This is a genomic window from Spirillospora sp. NPDC047279 (genome assembly GCF_040643285.1).
Taxonomy (GTDB): domain Bacteria; phylum Actinomycetota; class Actinomycetes; order Streptosporangiales; family Streptosporangiaceae; genus Spirillospora.
Map to the genome: position 1 here is coordinate 68176 of NZ_JBEYUA010000020.1, position 19344 is coordinate 87519.

Annotated in this window: 12 protein-coding genes; 3 read left to right on the forward strand and 9 right to left on the reverse strand. The window is 73.5% G+C overall.

All coding sequences use genetic code 11. The annotated features are described in order from the left end of the window. Window positions 1-1422: 1422 nt before the first annotated feature. The 5 genes from ABZ810_RS38855 to eccD form a co-directional block, all read right to left on the reverse strand. Window positions 1423-1710, reverse strand: a complete 288-nt coding sequence (locus tag ABZ810_RS38855) for a hypothetical protein (protein ID WP_358411917.1) — start codon at window positions 1708-1710, stop codon at window positions 1423-1425. Between the two features lie 92 nt (window positions 1711-1802). Continuing rightward, entirely contained in the window at window positions 1803-2096 is a 294-nt protein-coding gene (locus ABZ810_RS38860) for a WXG100 family type VII secretion target (RefSeq protein ID WP_358411918.1), read from the reverse strand. Between the two features lie 35 nt (window positions 2097-2131). Further along, window positions 2132-2446: a WXG100 family type VII secretion target gene (locus tag ABZ810_RS38865; protein ID WP_358411919.1), complete on the reverse strand. Its 315-nt coding sequence runs from the start codon at window positions 2444-2446 to the stop codon at window positions 2132-2134. 223 nt (window positions 2447-2669) lie between these two features. Then, window positions 2670-4010 (reverse strand): type VII secretion protein EccB, encoded by a 1341-nt coding sequence (gene eccB, locus ABZ810_RS38870; RefSeq protein ID WP_358411920.1) that lies wholly within the window; start codon window positions 4008-4010, stop codon window positions 2670-2672. 1 nt (window position 4011) lies between these two features. Next, on the reverse strand, window positions 4012-5403 hold the full coding sequence (gene eccD, locus ABZ810_RS38875) for a type VII secretion integral membrane protein EccD (protein WP_358411921.1): 1392 nt from the start codon (window positions 5401-5403) through the stop codon (window positions 4012-4014). A gap of 243 nt (window positions 5404-5646) precedes the next feature. Here eccD and eccCa point away from each other — a divergent pair, with 243 nt between their 5' ends. Next, window positions 5647-9666: a type VII secretion protein EccCa gene (gene eccCa / locus ABZ810_RS38880; protein WP_358411922.1), complete on the forward strand. Its 4020-nt coding sequence runs from the start codon at window positions 5647-5649 to the stop codon at window positions 9664-9666. 213 nt (window positions 9667-9879) lie between these two features. Here eccCa and ABZ810_RS38885 read toward each other — a convergent pair whose 3' ends face one another. The 4 genes from ABZ810_RS38885 to ABZ810_RS38900 form a co-directional block, all read right to left on the reverse strand. Further along, on the reverse strand, window positions 9880-11109 hold the full coding sequence (locus ABZ810_RS38885) for a S8 family serine peptidase (RefSeq protein ID WP_358411923.1): 1230 nt from the start codon (window positions 11107-11109) through the stop codon (window positions 9880-9882). A 96-nt stretch (window positions 11110-11205) separates the two neighbouring features. Continuing rightward, a complete protein-coding gene (locus tag ABZ810_RS38890; protein ID WP_358411924.1) occupies window positions 11206-11544 on the reverse strand; it encodes a hypothetical protein in 339 nt (112 codons plus the stop codon). A gap of 56 nt (window positions 11545-11600) precedes the next feature. Then, a complete protein-coding gene (locus ABZ810_RS38895) occupies window positions 11601-12008 on the reverse strand; it encodes a PPOX class F420-dependent oxidoreductase (RefSeq protein WP_358411925.1) in 408 nt (135 codons plus the stop codon). 196 nt (window positions 12009-12204) lie between these two features. Continuing rightward, window positions 12205-13317 (reverse strand): alpha/beta hydrolase, encoded by a 1113-nt coding sequence (locus ABZ810_RS38900; protein ID WP_358411926.1) that lies wholly within the window; start codon window positions 13315-13317, stop codon window positions 12205-12207. Window positions 13318-13693: 376 nt separating this feature from the next. On the opposite strand from ABZ810_RS38900, the gene ABZ810_RS38905 reads away from it, so the two are divergent. Then, window positions 13694-15751, forward strand: a complete 2058-nt coding sequence (locus ABZ810_RS38905) for a LuxR family transcriptional regulator (RefSeq protein ID WP_358411927.1) — start codon at window positions 13694-13696, stop codon at window positions 15749-15751. 31 nt (window positions 15752-15782) lie between these two features. After that, a complete protein-coding gene (locus ABZ810_RS38910) occupies window positions 15783-19313 on the forward strand; it encodes a SpoIIE family protein phosphatase (protein ID WP_358411928.1) in 3531 nt (1176 codons plus the stop codon). The last annotated feature ends 31 nt before the right edge of the window (window positions 19314-19344 follow it).

The following is a 19344-nucleotide window of genomic DNA, read 5'->3' on the forward strand; positions in this document are numbered from 1 at the left end:
GACGTCCTGGTCTTCGGTGAGCCCTGTCCGGCGTTCCGCGTCGTTGGCACGGTTGCGGGAACGGGCACCGCCTGCGGAGGAGGCGGTATGGCCAGGCGACATCCCACGGGCGGTCGACGGCCCGCGGGGCGCAGAGCCTGTTGACGGCCCGCGGGTCGCCGGGGCGGTTGACGGCCTCTGGCCGGAGGGTCTTGCGCCGCCGATGACGCTGCCTGTGCCGGCTGTTCGTGGGGTGCCGTTCGCGGTGCCGGGCGAGCTCGAACGGCCGGCTCCACGTGCGCCGCCTCCTTGGGTCGGAACGGTGGCACCGCCGCCGATCGCGCCGGGAGCGATGGGCCGCGTTGGCTGCGGCGTGGCTCGCGGGGCCGGCGGCCCGGTTCTCGGGCCGATCGGGCCGGAGCCTGGAACGCCTGGTGCCGGGGCGAAGGGGCGCGGACTCGCGCCGCCTGGCCGGAGGGCCCCGGCGCCGGGTCCCACGGTCCCGGGTGCCGGTCTTGGAACGACCGGCGCGGGACCTGGAACGACCGGGCCGAGGCCCGGGCCCGGCACGTTCGGCCCCACTCCACCTGGGCCGAGCGCGCCGCCAGGGGTGCCGGGACCGGGGCCCGCGGGCGGGATCCCCGGTACTCCGGGCGTCGCACCTTCGAGGTCCGTTCCGCCACCGGAGCCGCCCGATTCGCCGCCTCCGCCTCCGGGGCCGGGCTGGCCTCCGCCCGGCAGGTCCGGGCGGGGTGTGGCGGGAGTCTCCGGGGCACCACCGGGTCCTGGAAGCGGCGGCCGGTCACCGGCTCCGCCAGAGCCGGCACCGCCGGTCGCGCCTGGCGCGCTGCCGTTTCCCGGTGCTCCGAACCCCTCTTGCTGCCCGGAACCCGGGAAGTCGAGGGGGATCGAGGTGGGGATGACGGAGTAGACGTCCGCGAGGGTCTGGTTCAACCGGGCCATGTACTGCTGGGCCTCGCGGTCCTTGGCGTACTTCTCCATCAGGAGTTCGGTCTTGGGGTCCTTGGGCCGCCCCAGGAGGTCGGTCGGCTCCGAAGGGGCGTTGGCCTTGAAGGTGTCGACCTGAACGCCGGCCTCCTTCAGCACGAAACCGAACGTCAGGCTCGCGGCGGCCAGCTCGTTCGCGGCGCTCTCGAGCCTCGCGATCTGTCCCTGCGCCGCCTCCGAGGACGGGCCGGCCGGCCAGGCGGTCTTCAGGCGACCGCGGTGGAAGGCCAGATCCGCCAAGGCCCGTTCGAGCAGTTTGCTCAGCGACTCGTACGTGCCGCCGAGGCTGTGCAGACCGGACGAGTCGGAGGCTTTGATCTTCTGAATGATCTGGTGGTAGTCGAACTGTTCTGGGTTGCCGGCGCCGATCGCGCCGCGTCTGATCGGGTAGGCCTGCTCGCCCATACCCTCGTCCCCTCGAAAGCTGTCGAACTCTTAGTTCTGGCTCTCACGCGTCGCGGGCGGCTCGAGGCCCCGGCCCGCGCCGCTCGCCGCGTCCTGGGCGGCCAGATCGCTCAGGTCGAAGTCCTTGGCCGACGTCTCGATGCGCGTGATCAATGCTTGATAGGCGGCGACGAACTGGCCCACGTACTTGGACATCGACTGGTGAGCCGTCCCGACCCGTTCCGCGAGCTCTTCGGGAACGTCCCACGCGCCGACCGTGCCGACACCGCCGGAATGGCCATCCGTGCGGGCCGTCAGCTTCGCGAGCTCGGCGCGCATGGCTCGGGCTACCTGGCGCATCTTTTCGGGGCTGTGCTCGATGTCCGGTCTGGGTCCTGGAGCCGGTGCTCCTGTGCCCTGCATGGGGGCCGTCAGCCGCTGAAGCGGGAGGTGTTGCGGTTTTCGGTCGTGCGATAGCCGTCGTGGGATTCGCCGATGGCGGCGCCCATGCGGTGCACGACGTTGCCGAGCTCGTTGCCGGCCTGGTTCCACTGGGTCTGCATCCGCAAGTAGGCCTGCTGGGCGTCGCCCTCCCACTCGGCAAGGGTGGACTTGACCTTGCCTTCGAGCTCCTGCAACGCCGCCTTGTACTCGTTCAACGCCTTCTGGAAACTCGCCTGGGCCTGCTGCATGGATCCGAAGTTGACCTTCGTCAAATCACTCATCGTTCAGTTCCTCCTAATGAACAAAGGGGGGTCGGCTAGTCGTTGATGAGGCCTTTGAGGGCGTTCACGCGGGCCACGGTCTCGGACTCGTTCGCCGCGTAGGTGACGCGGGCGTCGCCGAGCTTCTGCTGGATGTTGTTGAGGTCGGTGAGCACCTTGACGAACTGCTGGTCGAAGCGCTGGAAGACGCTGACGAACGCGGTCGCGCCCTCGCCCTTCCAGGTGGCCGCCAGGGCCTTCTGCTCGGCGTCCAGGCGGGCGCGGGTCTTTCGCAGCTTGTTCTCGGCGTCCTCGATGGCGTTGGCGCCGGACTGCATTCCTGCCCGGCTGTGCGCTGATTGCTGGCTCATGCCGATCGCTCCTTGGGGCGGTGGGGTGAATGGATCACGACGCGCCGCCGCGCGAACCAGCTGATGTCGTTCAGTAGCGCCGGTTCGGCGACACACCCCGTGACATTTGCGGAAGACGGTAGTTGGGTCATGGACTACCTGTCACTAGTCAGATTCATGGTCAAGCTGAGCTGACTGAGGTGGCTTGCCGTGGTCTTTGCTGTTGTCAACTGGGGGTACGTAGTCAAGGGGTTGAATAGGTCAGGGGTTGAGTGGCCGGAACCGGCCGTGCGGCCGCGGTGGATGTCAGCGCAGGTCCGGGGCGGAAGAGCTGGAGCAGGTTGGCGGGGATGGGGGCGGCAGAGTCCTGGGTGTAGCCGAGCTTGGTCGCGTCGTCGGGGGTGGGGACCGGGTGGCGGAGGCCCTGTTCGGTGAGCAGGGAGAACGACTGGGGGGCGCGGCCGGGGGCGGTGAGCGTGCCGGCGAAGGTGCCGCCGCCGGGGAGGATGACCTGGTCCAGGCCGTTGGAGGTCGGGGCCGCGGCGGGGAGGCTGCCGCCGACGGTGAAGCGGGCGCTGGTGGAGCGGTCGGGGTAGACGGCGCAGAGGGGGGCGGCGGGGTCGTAGGCGGCGGGTCTGGGCGGGCTCTCGGGCAGGGACCTGTTGTAGAGGTTGGTCGAGGAGGTGCTGGCGGCGGCCGCTCCCGGGGTGATGACCTGCTCCTGGGCGGTGGCGTTGGCCAGGAGGAGGCCCGCCTGGGTCTCGGAGATGCCCGAGAGGCCGTCGGGGAGCTGGACGTACCAGCGTTCGGCCGAGCCTGCCACGGCGCGGACCTTGTAGATCTGGCCGACGGAGGCGGTCTGGCCGCCGGGGCCGGTGGCGAGGGCGCCGATGTTGGGGATGGTGGGCGCGGCGTAGTCGGGGCCTTGCGGGAGGCCGTTCAGCCAGCGTTCGTCCACGGGGGTGGGCGGCGCGGGGGTGAGGGTGCGGGCGGCGGCGGGTGAGAGCCGCATGCGGGTGTTGCGCCAGATGAGCCACGACTGCGGGCCGCCGCGGACGAGGACGGCCTGGGTGTCGGTGAGGGGGGTGCCGCCCACGTCGCGGCCGCCGATGAGGGAGACGCCGTTGCTCACGCACAGGGACCAGGGCGCGCGGACGACGGTGGGCAGGGACTCGGGGGCGCCGGGGATGCCGGTCAGGGGGCCGCGGGGGTACTTGGCGAGAGAGCGGCTGGACACCAGCTTGCGCTGGATGGAGGTGCCCGACATGGCGAGGCGGGCCGAGGTGTAGTTGAGGAACGGGATGAGGCGTTTCTGCTGGGCGCTGTAGGAGTAGGCGGCGCCCGTCTCCTTCTCGATGAGGACGAGGCCGGGCTGCTCCAGGTTGCGGGCCCCTCCCTTGAAGAGGAGGCCGGTGATGCCGAAGCCCGCGGCGACCAGGACGACGACCATGACGCCGCAGAGGGCGCCCACGCCGGTGCGGCGCAGCGGCGACTCGGCGGCGCCGGGCTTGCCCTGCAACAGGGCGAGCGCGACGCGCTGGGTCATCAGCTTGTGCGCTTGGTAGAGGTCTTTGCGCGTCTGCATGTCAGCCCGCCAGCCCGCGCAGCCATGAGTAGAGGTTGAGGAGCCCCATGGCGAAGGGGAAGAGGCTGACGATCAGCATCAGGTCGAGGATGTCGCCCGCCCTGCCCCAGAACGGCGAGGGTTTGTGGGCGGGTAGGCGCATGGCCATCACGAGCATGACGGTGACGGCCAGGGCCATGGGGACGGCGACGGTGAGGACGATCGTGGCCGGTGAGGACGTCGCGCCCCACGACCAGCTGAGGAGGGCCAGGCCCGCCAGGCCGCTGCACAGGAGCCACAGGCGCTGGGCGTGGCCGTGGAAGACCCGCGCGCGCAGGAGCAGGACGAGGGAGACGCAGACGCTCATGGTGGTGGCAAGCCAGGTGCGTTCCAGGGCGAGGAACGGTTGCGCGCCCAGGCAGACCAGGGCGACGCCGGCGACGAGGCCGGTGCTGAAGCGGTCGGCCTCCCGCGTGCGGCGCAGGAGGGTGGGGCCGTCGAAGGTCTGGGCGCTGCGCAGCTCTTCGGCGTTCTCCGGGACCGGCGGCAGCGGCAGCCTGGCCATGCGGAACGCCAGGGACGGGATCAGCGCGGTGAGGACGAGGCAGAGCGCGGCGGTGATGGCGGCCATGCCGGCGGGGTCGGTGGAGAGGCCCTCGGCCAGGGCGGCGCCGAGCGCGCCCAGCAGGGCGGCGAACGCGACGCCCAGGAAGGTCGGGAGGCCCTCGATGATGGCGAACGCCGCGATGACGGCGGCGAGCGCGATCGCGGCCGTCGCGGACAGGACGTGCACGGCGCCCAGTTCGGACAGGCCGACCGGGCGGGCGGGGGCGACCAGGCCGGCGAGGAAGGCGTACGGGAGCGCGCTGAAGCCGAGGGCCGCTCCGGCGCCGGCGTCGCTCAGGGCGCGGGAGAGCACGACGCCGGCGAGCAGGAGGATGACCGCGATGGCGGCGGAGGCGAGGGCGATGAGGGTCCACCCGGGGCCGGAGAGGGCCAGGCCCACGGCGCCCGCGACCAGGAGCGCGGCGCCGGCGGTGAGGCCGAAGCGGCGGGTGTTCTCGGGTCTCCAGCGGTCGGCGTGCTCGTTGATCCCGGTCGCGACCACGTCGGCGACGTCGTCGAAGACGACCTCGGGGAGCTGGGCGATCTCGGGACGGAAGTAGAGCACCTCGCCGTCGCGCACGCCGAGCGCGCCCAGGGTCCTGGACTCGTCGAACGGCGCCTCGTCCAGGCGTTGCAGCACCCAGCCCGAGTGCGCGAGCCCGGCGTTGGCCAGGTCGCGGCCCGCCGCCTGGAGCAGCGTGGGCAGCATGTGGGCGAGCGGGACGTCGGCGGGGAGCGACAGGTCGATGCGGCGGCCGGGGGCCACGAGCGCCACGCGGCAGAGGTCGGCTCCCGTCGTCGGATTCACCAGCGCCTCCCGGTCGGCTCGCGGCGGTCGCCGCGACGGCCGCCGTGAGCGGCCGTCATTGACTGCCGGTCCGACAGAACTTACGCCTCCGTGAAGAGTTCAGGGCAGATCTGCCGCAAAGGACCATGAACCGCCATTAAGTCATGTGGCGTACCACCTTCCGCGGAGATATGCGATCACTAAGATGACCCGCCGTTGACCGCCGGTCATGGTGATCGGTTTCCATTCCGAAAGGCCAGAACGGTGAGCATCGTTCTCGTACGTCGCCCGGAGCGCCGGCCGCCTCCGCAGCTGCCGGAGGGCGAGATCATGCTGGAACCTCCCCCGGAGGTCCCCGAGACCATCAAGCAGGGATTCGCGAACGCGCTGATGTACCTGCCCATGGCGGCCAGCGGCGCGGCCATGGGGCTGATGTTCATGGGCGGCGCGGGCGGGGCCGGTGGCGGCAACCCGATCATGTGGGTGGCGAGCGGGCTGTTCGTGCTGTCGATGGTCGGCATGGGCTTCGGGCACATGGGCCACAGCGCGGGCGAACGCAAGCAGCAGCTGAACGGCGCGCGGCGCGACTACTACCGCTACCTCGACCAGATCCGGACACGGGTGCGCACGGCCGCCCGGCAGCAACGCGAGGCGCTGGAGTGGACCGGCCCCAGCCCCCGGACGTTGTGGTCGATGGTGATGAGCCACCGGCTCTGGGAACGCCGCGCGGCCGACGACGACTTCGGGCATGTGCGGATCGGGCTGGGACGGCAGCGGCTGGCGCTGGAGCTCGTCGTTCCGGAGACCAGGCCGATCGAGGATCTGGAGCCGATGTGCGCGGGGGCGCTGCGGCGGTTCCTGCGCGCGCACTCGACCGTTCCCGACCTGCCGGTGTCGGTGTCACTGCCCGCGTTCGCGCGCATCGTGACCACGAGCCCGAGCCCGACCGCGACCGCGACCGCGACCGAGCCGAACGCGGCGCGGGCGATGGCGCGGGCGATGGTCGCGCAGTTGGCGGCCTTCCACACGCCCGACGACCTGCGCATCTCGATCTGCGCGTCGCCGGAGCGTCTGCCCGAGTGGCAGTGGGCCAAGTGGCTGCCGCACTGCCTGCACCCGAGCCGGCACGACGCGGCGGGGCCCGTGCGGCTCCTGACCGGCACGCTGACCGCGCTGGAGGAACTGCTCGGCGACGAGATCAAGGACCGGCCGCGGTTCAGCGCGGGCGTCGGACCGCAGGACCTGCCGTACCACGTGGTGATCGTGGACGGCGGCACCGTGACCGCCGACTCGCAGCTCGGCGCGGACGGCATCAAGGGCGTGTGCGTGATCGACCTCAGCGGGTCGGTGACGCCGACGGCGGACGCCACGATGTTGCGGCTGAACGTGGCGGCGGACGGCCTGGAGATGCTGGAGCGCGACCGTACCGGCAAGGACGTCGCCACTCCCCTGGGCCGCCCCGACGCCCTGTCCTGCGTCCAGGCCGAGGGGCTCGCGATGCGGCTGGCGCCACTGCGCGCCGGCGCGCCGGAGGAGCCCGAGCAGAACGTGCTGGCCGCCGACCTGACGCTGACCTCGCTGCTGGGCCTGCGCGGCCCGGAGGCCATCGACCTGCGCGCGAGCTGGCAGCCGAGGGCGCCGCGCAACCGGCTGCGCGTCCCGATCGGGGTCGACGCCGACGGGCGCCCGGTCGAGCTGGACATCAAGGAGTCGGCGCAGGGCGGCATGGGCCCGCACGGGCTGCTCATCGGCGCGACCGGCTCCGGCAAGTCCGAGCTGCTGCGCACGCTGGTGCTCGGGCTGGCGATGACGCACTCCTCCGAGACGCTCAACTTCGTGCTCGTCGACTTCAAGGGCGGCGCGACGTTCCTCGGCCTCGACCGGCTCCAGCACGTCTCCGCCGTCATCACCAACCTCGAGGACGAGCTGCCGCTCGTCGACCGCATGTACGACGCGCTGCACGGCGAGATGATCCGGCGGCAGGAGCTGCTGCGCGCCGCCGGCAACCACGTCTCGCTGCGCGACTACGAGAAGGCGCGCGAGCAGGGCGCGCGGCTCGCGCCGATGCCGACGCTCTTCGTGGTGCTGGACGAGTTCTCCGAGCTGCTGTCGGCCAAGCCGGAGTTCGCCGAGCTGTTCGTGATGATCGGACGGCTCGGCCGGTCGCTGGGCGTCCATCTGCTGCTGGCCTCGCAACGCCTGGAGGAGGGCAGGATGCGGGGCCTCGACACGCACCTGTCGTACCGCATCGGCCTGCGCACGTTCTCGGCGATGGAGTCGCGCGTGGTGCTGGGCGTGCCGGACGCCTACGAGCTGCCGTCCGCGCCCGGCAACGGCTACCTGAAGGTCGACGTCTCCGGCATGGTGCGGTTCAAGGCCGCGTACGTGTCGGGGCCGGTGCACGCGGAACGGCGGGCGGCGGCCGAGCACGGACCGGTGGCGCAGCGCCGGATCCTCCCGTACGGCGTCGGCTACATCCAGCCGCAGTACGTCCGGCAGCCCGAGCGGAGGCCCGCCCCGGCCGAGCGCGAATCCGGGGAGAGCCTGTTCAGCGTCGTCATCGCCCGGCTCGCCGGCAACGGGCCCGCCGCGCACCAGATCTGGCTGCCTCCGCTGGACGTCCCGCCGACGGTCGACCGGCTGGTGCCGCCGCTGTCGGTGTCGCCGCGGCACGGGCTGACCTCCGCCGGGTGGGAGGGGCGAGGCACGCTCTCCGCCGTCGTCGGGATCATCGATCGGCCGTTCGACCAGCGCCGCGACCCGTTCTGGATCGACCTGTCGGCCGCGGCGGGCCATGTCGGCATCGCCGGGGCGCCGCAGACCGGCAAGTCGACGATGTTGCGCTCGATGATCGCGTCGCTGGCGCTGCTGCACACGCCGGAGGAGGTGCAGGTCTACTGCCTGGACTTCGGCGGCGGGACGCTGAGCGCGTTCGCGGGGCTCCCGCACGTCGGCGGCGTGGCGAGCCGGCTGGACGCCGACCGGGTGCGGCGCACGGTCGCCGAGGTCTCCACGCTCCTCGACCGGCGCGAACGCGAGTTCACCGAGCGCGGCATCGACTCCATCGCCACCTACCGGCGGATGCGGGCGGCCGGCACGGTGCCGGGCGACGGTTTCGGCGACGTCTTCCTGGTGGTGGACGGCTGGACGACGCTGCGGCAGGAGTACGAGCAGCTCGAGGAGACCGTCACCGACCTGGCGGCGCGCGGGCTCGGCTACGGCGTGCACGTCGTGGCGACCGCCGGCAAGTGGTCGGAGTTCAGGATGGGCATCCGCGACGTCTTCGGCACCCGCCTGGAGCTGCGGCTCGGCGACTCCTACGAATCGGAGATCGACCGGCGGCTGGCGGAGAACGTGCCGAAGGGGCGGCCCGGCCGCGGCCTGACCCGCGACGGGCTGCACTTCCTGGCCGCACTGCCCCGCATCGACGGGCGCGGCACCACCGACGACCTCGCCGACGGCGTCGCCGCGCTGGTCACCGCGGTGGACGAGGCGTGGCGGGGGCCGAAGGCGCCGCCCGTACGGCTGCTGCCCGGCCTGCTGCCGGTGTCGGCCCTGGCGTCCGTGCCCCCGCAGCGCTGGCGGGTGCCGATCGGCATCGACGAGAACGCGCTCGCGCCCGTCGTGCTCGACTTCCAGGCCGATCCGCATTTCGTGGTCGTCGGCGACACCGAGAGCGGCAAGTCGAACCTGCTGCGCCGGATCGCCGACGGCATCGTCGCCCGGCACACGCCCGGCGAGGCGCGGCTGATCTTCATCGACTACCGGCGTTCGCTGCTCGACACGGCCGACACCGACCACCGCGTCGGCTACGCCGCGTCCTCGACCGCCGCCGCGGAGCTGGTGGACAACCTGGTCGACGCGCTGAACGACCGGCTGCCGCCCGCCGACCTCACCGCCGAGCAGCTGCGCAACCGTTCGTGGTGGAAGGGCAGCGACGTCTTCCTCTTCGTCGAGGACTACGACCTGGTCGCCACCGCGTCCAACCCGCTGCTGCCGCTGGTGGGGCTCCTCCCCCAGGCCCGCGACATCGGCGTCCACCTCGTGTTGTCCCGCGCCATGGGCGGCGTGAGCCGGGCGCTGTTCGACCCGGTCGTCCAGCAGCTCAAGGACATGGCGACCCCGGCGCTGATCATGTCGGGCAGCGCCGAGGAGGGCCCGCTGTTCGGCGAGGTGCGCCCCTCCCCGCTGCCGCCGGGCCGCGGCACGTTCACCGAACGCCGCGGCGGCGCGCGGCTGATCCAGACCGCCTACGGCGAGCCCGCCCACCAGCAGCCCGCCTGACCGGCCCGCCCACCGGAAGACCGCCTGACGGGTCGGCCATCAAGAGTCCGCGTGGCGGGGCCGCCCAGCAGGAGTCCGCGTGGCGGGGCCGCCCAGCGGGACACCGCGTGGCAGGGCCACCCAGCAGGAGACCACGTGGCGGGGCCGCCCAGCGGGACACCGCGTGGCAGGGCCACCCAGCAGGAGACCACGTGGCCGGTCCCTCGGGGCCGGTCAGCGGCCTATGAGGCCGCCTTCGGTGCGGACGACCTCGGTGGTCTCGTCGGGTCGTTCGCGGTGCGGCTCCGCGCGGCCGGGACGCCAGCCGCGCCGCCGGCCCAGCGGGAACACGATGCCGCACACCGCCGCCAGCGCGGCCACGCCGAGCGCGCCGCCCGTGACGGCGACCGCCACCGTGCGGGTGCGGTCGTCGGTGCGCTCCGCCGCCTCGAACCGGACCGGCCCCGCCGCGGCCGGCGGGACCGCGGCGGCGGTGCGCTCCTCGGGGAGCACGGCGGTCACGGCCTGCGTCGGGTTGACCATGCCCTGCCCGGTGCCGTCGCCGGCGTTGCCGTCCGCCGTCGCCGTGATCCGGTGGGCGACCTGCCGCGCGTTCAGCCCCGGGTGGCGCGCCCTGACCAGTGCCGCGACGCCCGAGACGTACGCGGTGGCGAAGCTCGTCCCCCGCGCCTGGAGGTTGAAGCCGCCGCGCGTCCAGGCGGTGGGGACGCCCTCGCCGGGAGCCGCGAGGTCGACCTTCGAACCGAGCCCGGACGTCTCCGCCCGCGCCCCGTCCGGCCCGAGCGACGCCACCGAGATCACGCCGGGGTAGCTCGCCGGATAGGCCGGGCCGTCGTTCCCGTCCGCCTTCCTGGCGTTGCCGGCCGCCGCGACGACGACGGCGTCGCTGGCGACGGCGAACCTGACGGCGGCCTCGAGCCGGGGCGAGTGACCGGTGCTGATGGAGATGTTGACGACCTCGGCGCCGGCGGCCACCGCCGCCTGGATCGCGGCCGGGAGCCGGTCACCGCCCGCCTGGTCGCTGTCGTCGTTCTGCTGCTTGACCACGACGAGCGTGCTGGCGGGGGCGACGCCGGTGAGCGGGATCCGCCGGTCGCTCAGGTCGCGCCCGCCGATCAGCGCCGCCACGCCCGTCCCGTGGCCGACGCAGTCGGCGCGCCCGGTGCGGGTCAGGTCGGTGTACCGCGCGATGCGCCCGGCGAGCATCGGGTGGTCCTCCTCGGCGCCGCTGTCGACGACGGCGACCGTGACGCCCTTGCCGCGCGTCAGCGGCCAGACCTGGGTGAACGCCAGCCGCTTCTGCGCCCATGACTCGCCGACCGCGCCGCGGAAGCCGCGCGGCGGGTCGCACGCGGGCGCGCTGGCGCGGGCGGCGGGCGCGAAGACGGCGACCGACGTCAGCGCCAGGCACGAACCTGCCGCCGCCCACCGGACCATCACCATCGCAGCCTCCCCACGCCGGCCGGTCCCGCCGCACGACTGTAGAGAACGGGCATCTCCGCCCTGGGGTACGGAGGCGCGCGGCGAGTGCGTTCAGGCTCAGCGGGGCTGGGGGTACGGGGGCTGCTGCGGCGGTCCGGGGTGGGGCGGGCCCGCGGCGGGGGACGCGGGGAAGGCGACCGGCGTCGGGGCGTGGCGCGGGGCGACCAGGCTGCCCAGCTGGAAGCCGACCGAGGCGATCATCAGGCCGACGCCGCCGAGCGAGACGCTGAGACCCGAGAACGACTGGGCCCGCGCGTCCAGCGCGCACTGGGCGGACACCGTGCGGTCACCCGGCCCGGGGCATTTGTTGTAGGCGCTCGACGTGGCGATGACGCCGGCGACCAGGGCGGCGAGGCCGCCCAGGAAGAACAGGATGAATCCAGCGTTGACTCTCACGGCGCGCGAGCTTACTGACCGCACGTCTCCGGGTCGAGATCGTCTTGACGGCGGGCTCAGTGATCGGCGCGGCGGGACTCGTACCAGGTCTCCCCGGCCGGCTCGCCCGCCATGTTCCAGCTCCACGACACGGTCGGGCTGATCCGCATGTAGAAGCCGGGGCCGACCATGCCGGTCCGCTCGACCGGCGGCTCGGCGACGCCGTAGACGCGGATGCCGCGGGCGATGAACGGCTCCATCGACACCACGTCGTCGACGACCAGGGCCACCTTGGTGTTGCCCGCGCCGACGTTGCGGACCTTGCGCGTTGTGAGGGTGGTCTCGCCGCCGCCCACCCAGAAGGCGGTCCCGTCGTACTCCAGCGCGACCGGGACGGCGTCGGGCTGCCCGTCCGCGGTGACCGTGGCCAGGCGGCCGAACGAACGCGACCTCAGGTAGGCGATCTCTTCTTCGGTGAACGACATCTGATCTTCCTCTCTCCGGACAGGATCCTCCCCTTCTCACACGAACGGCCACCACTGATTTCGACACCCGCCCGAGATCACCCGCCATGATCGATTAGTCCCATGGCCATCTGCGGCACCACCGGCCGCGGGGCGTGTGGCGGGCACGCAGGGGCCGCGCTCCGCGCGAGGGCGGCCCCTGCGTGGTCCGGACCGATCAGTGGCTCTTGATCCACTGGTCGATGAGCTGGAACGACGCACCGGCCGAGGGGTGCAGGGCGACCGAGTGGCCGGTGCCGGGGATCGCGCGGGCGGTGAGGCTCGGCGCCTGCGGGTAGTAGGGCGCCTCGTTGGCCTGGACGGCGCCCTCGCGCGTGCAGTCGAGCAGCAGGCCGCAGAAGACCTGGTCGTGCGCGCCGACGACCACCATGACGGGCTTGCGGACCCGGGCGGTCTCGTTGAGGGCGGCCGCGGCGACGATCCGGACCGCGGCCTCGGCCAGCTCGGTCTCCGACATCAGCGCCTTGCGCTTCTCGTCGGCGGCGATCACCGCGGGGTCGGCCGCCGGCAGGTGGTAGAACGCGATGCCGCGGGTGCCCGGCACGGTGGTGAAGTAGCCGGGATCGAGGAGCCGGCCGGCGAACTTCGGGTCGAGGACCGCGGGGTAGAAGCTGCCGAACACCAGCGCCGCGCCCGCGGACAACCCCGGCGGGTGCACGACGCCGGTCACCACGAGCCGGTCGGCGTCGTCGTAGACCGCGGCCTCGGTGATCGCCACGGCCGAGCCGAGCGAGTGGCCGATGACCGTGACCTCGTCGAAGTCGCCGCCGCGCAGCCACTGGACGAGCCGGTGCATGACGTGGGCGTCGGCCGGGACGGAGAGGGCGGTGCTGAGCGGGCGGCTGCCGCCGCCGGCGCCGAGCCGGTCGTAGGCGAACGTCGCGCGGCCCTCCGCCGTGGTCTTGTCGACGAAGGAGTACCGGCCGGGATCCTGGGGCCAGTCCCAGTAGGTGCGGTCGTACGTGCCGCCGTGGGCGAGCAGGTCCACGCGCTTGACCCCGCCCGCGTAGGACTCGGGCGTGCACAACGTCCCGGAGATCACGTGGTCGTCGGGCCGGCCGGGCCCGAGGGCCACGGGGACGGTGACGTTCGTGCACCCGCCCGTGGCCGTCGCGGGCACCGCGGGCGCGGCGATCGCACGAGGCGACGCGGGCGCGGCGTGGGACGCGGGCACGGCGTGGGACGCGGGCGCGGCGTGGGCCGTCCGGGGGGCGGCGGCGAGGGACAGGGCGATCACGAACGGCGCGAGCCCGGCGATCGTCGAATGCATGGGATGGTGACGCATAAGGATGCTCCCCGGTATCTGAATTGCCGGTCACCCGATCTCGGGGGAGGCTGAAATATAGCGCGGATTCAGGCGATCTTAGTGGTGCTCCCGAGCCTTTATGTGAGGCATCCTATTTGTAGTGATTTGGGAGCTGGGAACGCTCCAACGAGAAGCGCGCATTGTATTGGCGATTGAACGAGACCGCAGGGCTCCCAGGGGTTACGCTCATGGAGTCTCGACCGTGCAGGCGGACGCGGGACGACACGGGAGCAGCACGATGACCGAAATCACCGATCAATCAGGCGGTGGGCGAGGTAATCTCCCCGCCGAAATATCGAGCTTTGTTGGACGGCGCCGTGAACTCGACGAAATCGGGCGGTTGCTGGCGACATCGCGCGTGGTCACGGTGTCCGGGCTCGGCGGCGTCGGCAAGACCCGGACCGCATTGCGCGCGGCCACGGAGGCGGCTCGCGACTTTCCCGACGGGGTGTGCCTGGTCGAGCTGTCGGGCATTCGCGACACCCGTCTACTCGTCCATGCCGTCGCGCACGCGGTCGGCCTGCAGGACCAGACCGCCCGGCCGCCGATCGACGCGCTGACGGCGTTCCTGTCCGACCGGCGCCTCCTGCTGGTGCTGGACACCTGCGAGCACATGGTCGACGGCGTGGCGATGCTGATCGAGCTGCTGCTCGCCGACTGCCCCGGCGTGCGTTTCCTGGTGACCAGCCGGCGTCCGCTGGAGGTCGCGGGCGAGCAGGTGTTCGCCGTGCCGCCGATGTCGGTCCCCGACCCGGACGCCCCGCACGACGACGACGCGCGCTGCGACTCGGTGGTGCTGTTCACCGAACGGGCGGCGGCGGCCGACTCCGCGTTCGCGCTCACCGCCGGCAACCGGGACGCGGTGATGCGGCTGTGCCGGCGGCTGGACGGCCTCCCGCTGGCGCTCGAACTCGCCGCGGTGTGGCTGCTGGTGATGCCGGTGGCGCAGGTGGTGCGGCAGCTGGACCAGCGGCTCGACCTGCTGTCGGGCGGCTCGGGAGCCGGATCGCGCCGCCAGGAGCAGGCGTACGAGACGTTGCCGCACGACACGCGGCGGCACGAGACGCTGCGCGCGGCGATCGGCTGGAGCCACGAGCTGTGCGACCCGCTCGAACGCCTGCTCTGGGCCCGCATGTCGGTCTTCGCCGGCCCGGTCGACGCCGCCACCGTCCAGTCCGTGTGCGCCGACGGCCGGCTGCCCTGCGACGAGATCCCCGCGCTGCTCGACGGGCTCGCCGACAAGTCCGTGCTGCTGCGGGAGCCCGGCGCCCCGGTGCGCTACCGGCTGCTCGACACGCTGCGCGAGTACGGCGAGGAGTGGCTGAAGATCCTCGGCGTGCACCGGGCGTTCCACCGCCGGCACCGCGACCACTACCTGGTGCTGGCCCGGCGCTGCGCCGCGTCCTGGTGCGGGCCGGGCCAGGTCGAGTGGTGCCACCGGATGAACGCCGTCCACGCCGACCTGCGCGCCGCGCTCGACTTCAGCCTGTCCGAGCCGGAGGAGCACGGCGCCGCGCTGAGGATGGCGAGCGACCTCTACTTCTTCTGGGTGACCAGCGGGATGATCCCCGAGGGCAGGCACTACCTCGACCGGGTCCTCGCCGTCGATCCCCCGGCGGGCCCCGGGCTGACCAAGGCGCTGCGCGAGTGCGCCCGGATCGCCACCGCCCAGGGCGACCTGGCCACCGCGTCCGGGCTCCTCGAACGGTGCAGGCCGTTCGCCGTCGAGCAGGGCGACGTCACCACGCGCGCGCACATCGCCTATCTCTCCGGCTCGATCGCGATGCTCAAGGGCGAGCACGAACGTTCGGTGGAGCTGCTGGAAGAGGCCGCCAGGCTGCACGAGGAGGACGGCGAGGACGGCATGGGCCTGCTGCTCACGCTGGCCATGCAGGGCATGGTGCGGGCGATGCGGGGCGAGGGCGACCGGGCGGTCGCCCTCCTGGAGGAGTGCCGGGAGAGATGCGACGGCTACGGGGAGCGCTGGGTGCGTTCGGTGGCCGACTACATGCGGGGCCTGGCCGAGCTGAGCCGCGGCGACGTCACGGCGGCGGTCTGGTACGGCCAGGAGTCGCTGCGGTTCAAGGAGCGGCTGCCCGACCGGCTGAGCTCGGCGCTGGCGCTGGACCTGCTGGCCGCGGCCACGGCCGCGGCCGGCGACGGCGACCGCGCGGCCCGGCTGCTCGGTTTCTCGGATCGGCTGTGGCACAGCTTCGGCCTGCCGCAGCTCGGCTCCCCCGAACTCTCGGCGAGACGGCGGCAGTGTGAGGTCAAGGTCAGGGAGATGCTGGGTGAAGACGTCTACCAGAGCGCGTTCCGGGACGGCGGCAAGCTGGACTTCACGTCCGGCGTCGGCTTCGCCCTCGACGCCGGCCCATCGGGTCCGGGAGGCTCCTGAGCCGGCCCCCGCCGGGCTCGCGGAGTAGTCGATGCCCCGAGAGGAATCCCGCGACACCGCGCCGTCCCCCGGCGCTGAACCGCGCACCGGCGACCGGCCCGCGGAGCCGGCCCCGCCGGTCGCGCCGGCCGGCGACCCCGAGCGGGCCGCGCGCCGGCTCGCCGCGGCGATCGTGCCGCGCTTCGCCGATCTGGCCGTGGTGCACCTGTTCGATTTCCGTGCCGCGGCGCGCGAGCCGCGGCGGCCGGTGCTGCGGACGGCCGCGTCCGCGGCGACGGAGGCGGCCGGGCATCGCCTCGCCGCGTTGCTGGCGGGAGACCTGACCGCCGGGTGGGAGACCGCCGATCCGGTGCCGGCCGCGCTGGCGCGCGGCGAGACCGTCCACATCCACGACCTGGACGGGCCGACCGCCGGGTTCCTCTCCGTCCAGCTCGGCGTGCCCGGGCTCGCCGGCCCGCTGCGCGGCCGCTCGGCGCTGCTGCTCCCGCTGCGCAGCGGCGGAGCGCTGCTCGGCGACGTGCTCCTCGTCACCGAGCCCGACCGGCCCGCGCACCGCCCCGACGACCTGGCCGCGCTGGAGGCGCTCGTCTCCTGGACGGCCGACGACATCGCCAACGGGCTCCTCAGCGAGGACGAGCACCCGCTGGCGCACCGGCTCTGGACCGAGGCCGGCCCCGAGCTGCCCATCCGCGCCCCCGGCCTCGACCTGCGCTACCGCTACCTCCCCGACCAGACCAGCGCCACCGGCCGGCTCGGCGGCGACTGGTTCGACGTCATCCCGCTGCCGGGCGGGCGGACCGCGCTGGTGATCGGCGACGTCGCCGGGCACGGGCCCGAGGCCGCGCTCCGGATGAGCCAGTGCAAGGCCATGGTGCGCACGCTGGCCTCGCTCGACCCGGCGCCGGAGGTGCTGCTGCTGCGGTTCGACCGGCTCATCCGGCGGCTCGCCGCGGAGTACGAGCGTTACCAGGGCCTGCTGGTCACGTGCGTGTACGCGGTCTACGACCCCGAGTTCCGGCGGTGCCAGATCGCCAACGCGGGGCACGTTCCGCCGGCGCTGGTCACCGGCGAGGGCAGGTGCGAGTTCGTCACCGGCGCCGCCGGCGTGCCCATCGGCGTGGGCGGCGTCCCGTTCGAGCCGTGCACGGTCGACACGCCGGACGGCAGCCTGCTGGTCCTCTACTCCGACGGGCTGGTCGAGACCGGGCACCTCGACATCGAGGACGGATTCCGGGCCATCGCCGACCGCCTCGGCCGCCCGGCCGGGACGCTCGACCTGACCTGCGACGGTCTGCTCGCCGAGCTGCACGCGGGAGCGGCATCCGGAGCCGGGGAACGCTCCGACGACGTCACCCTGCTCGTGGCCCGGCTGCTCGGGCCGCCGGCGGACGCGCTCGCGACGCCGTCCCCGTCCGAGGCCGCCGCCGGAGACGCTCCCCCGGACGTGGCGGCCGGCGCACCGGCGGCCGGGCCGCCCGCGGCGGAGGCGATCCTCGTCGGCCGCGACCGCGAGCTGATCAAGATCGACCGGCTGCTGGCCGCCGCGCGGCTGGTGACGCTGACCGGGCTCGGCGGCATCGGCAAGTCCCACCTGGCGCGGTACGCGGCCGACCGGTGCGTGAAGGGCAGGAGCGGCTTCGCCGACGGGGTGCGGATCATCGATCTGTCCGCCGTCCAGGACCCGGCGCTGCTCCTCCCCTCCGTCCTCACCGCCCTCGGGTTCGTCCGGCGCCCCGGCGACGTCCCCGACGAGACCGTCCTGCGCCAGGTCATGGCCGACCAGCGGCTCCTCCTGGTGCTCGACGGCTGCGAGCACCTCGCCGAGGCCTGCGCGGTGTTCGTCCGCGGGTTGCTGCGCGCCGCGCCCGGCGTGCGCGTGCTCGCCACCAGCCGGTGCCCGCTCCGCGTGCCCGGCGAGCACATCCTGGTGATCCCGCCGCTCGACGAGGACGAGGCGCTCGCCCTCTTCCGGGCGCGCGCCGCCAGGACCTCCCCGGACCTCGGCCTGTCCGGCACCGCGGAGCACATCGCGCGCGGCCTCTGCGTGCGCCTGGACGGCATCCCGCTGGCGGTCGAGCTGGCGGCGGGCCGGCTCCGGCGGCGGTCGCTCGACGACCTGGCCTCGATGACCGGCGACCCGTTCGAGCTGCTGACCAGCGAGCACGAGGTCCGGCCGATGCGGCACCGCAGCATGCGGTCCTCGATCGGCTGGAGCCACGAGCTGTGCGAGCCCGCCGAGCGCCTGCTGTGGGCCCGCCTGTCGGTCTTCGCCGGAACGTTCGACCTGGCCGCGGCCGTCGCGGTGTGCGCCGACGACGAGCTGGCGCCCGACGAGATCCTCGAGCTGCTGGGCCGCCTGGTGCGCACGTCGATCCTGGTCGCCGAGCGCGCCCCGGACGAGGAGGAGGCCGGCGAGGGCGGCGCGCGGTACCGCATGTTCGACACGGTCCGGCGCTACGGCCTCGAACGTCTCGCCTCGCTGGACGACCGGCGCGGCGTCCGGCGGCGCCATCTCGACCACCACCGCCGCGTCGCGGTCGACGACGGCGACCTCTGGTACGACAAGGACCAGGCCGAACGGTTCGACCGGATGGAACTCCACCATCGCGACCTGCGCTCGGCCCTGGAGTTCGCCTTCAGCGAGCCGGGCGAGGCGCGCGGCGGGCTGGCCCTCGCCACCGCCCTGTGGCCGCACTGGGGCATCCGGGGCTTCGTCACCGAGGGCCGGACGTGGTTGTCGCGCGGCCTCACGCTGGAGACGGCGCCGAGCGCGCTGCGCACCCGGGCGTTGTGGGTGCACGGCTGGCTCGCCGGCCTCCAGGGCGACCAGACGTCGGCGCTGCTGTCGCTGGAGGAGTGCTGCGCCCTCGCCGACCGGCTCGACGACGAGCGCGCCGGCACCCAGGCGCTGCAGTTCTCCGCGGAGATCGCGCTGCGCCGCGGCGACCGCGCCGTCGCCGTCCCGCTGTACGAGGAGGCGCTGGCCGGCCACCGCGCGCTGGGCGACACTCCGGGCATCGTCACGTGCCTCCACCAGCTCGCGCTCTGCCACGCCCTGTCCGCCGACCCCGGCACCGAGAGCGGCGCCCAGGACCTGCGGCTGGCGTTCGTGCTGTGCGACACCGCGCTGGACGTGTCCGCGACGACCTCCGACCACTGGCGGACCTCGGCCACCCTCTACTCCTACGGGGTCAGCCTGTGGCGCCTGGGCGACGGCCGCGCCGCGGAGCGGGCCGTGCTGCGCAGCCTGCGGCTGAAGCGCCCGCTCGGCGACCGGGTCGGCATCGGCCTGGGCCTCGCGCTGCTCTCGTGGATCGCCGCGGAGCGCGGCCGGCCGGAGGAGGCCGCCCGCCTGACCGGCGCCGCGCAGCGGATCTGGAACGAGACGCGTTCCCCGCTGGCGGGCTTCCGCCAGATGAAGCGGCTCGACGACCGGATCTGGGCCATCGTCTCGACCTCCTGCCACGACGCCGCCGAACGCGCCCGCCGCGCCGCCGCCGAACCCCTCGCCCCCCTCCTCGACGACCTCCTGGAGGGCACCCCGCCTGACTCCGCCGGATGACGCCGCCAGACGATGCGTTCCGGGGGTGGGC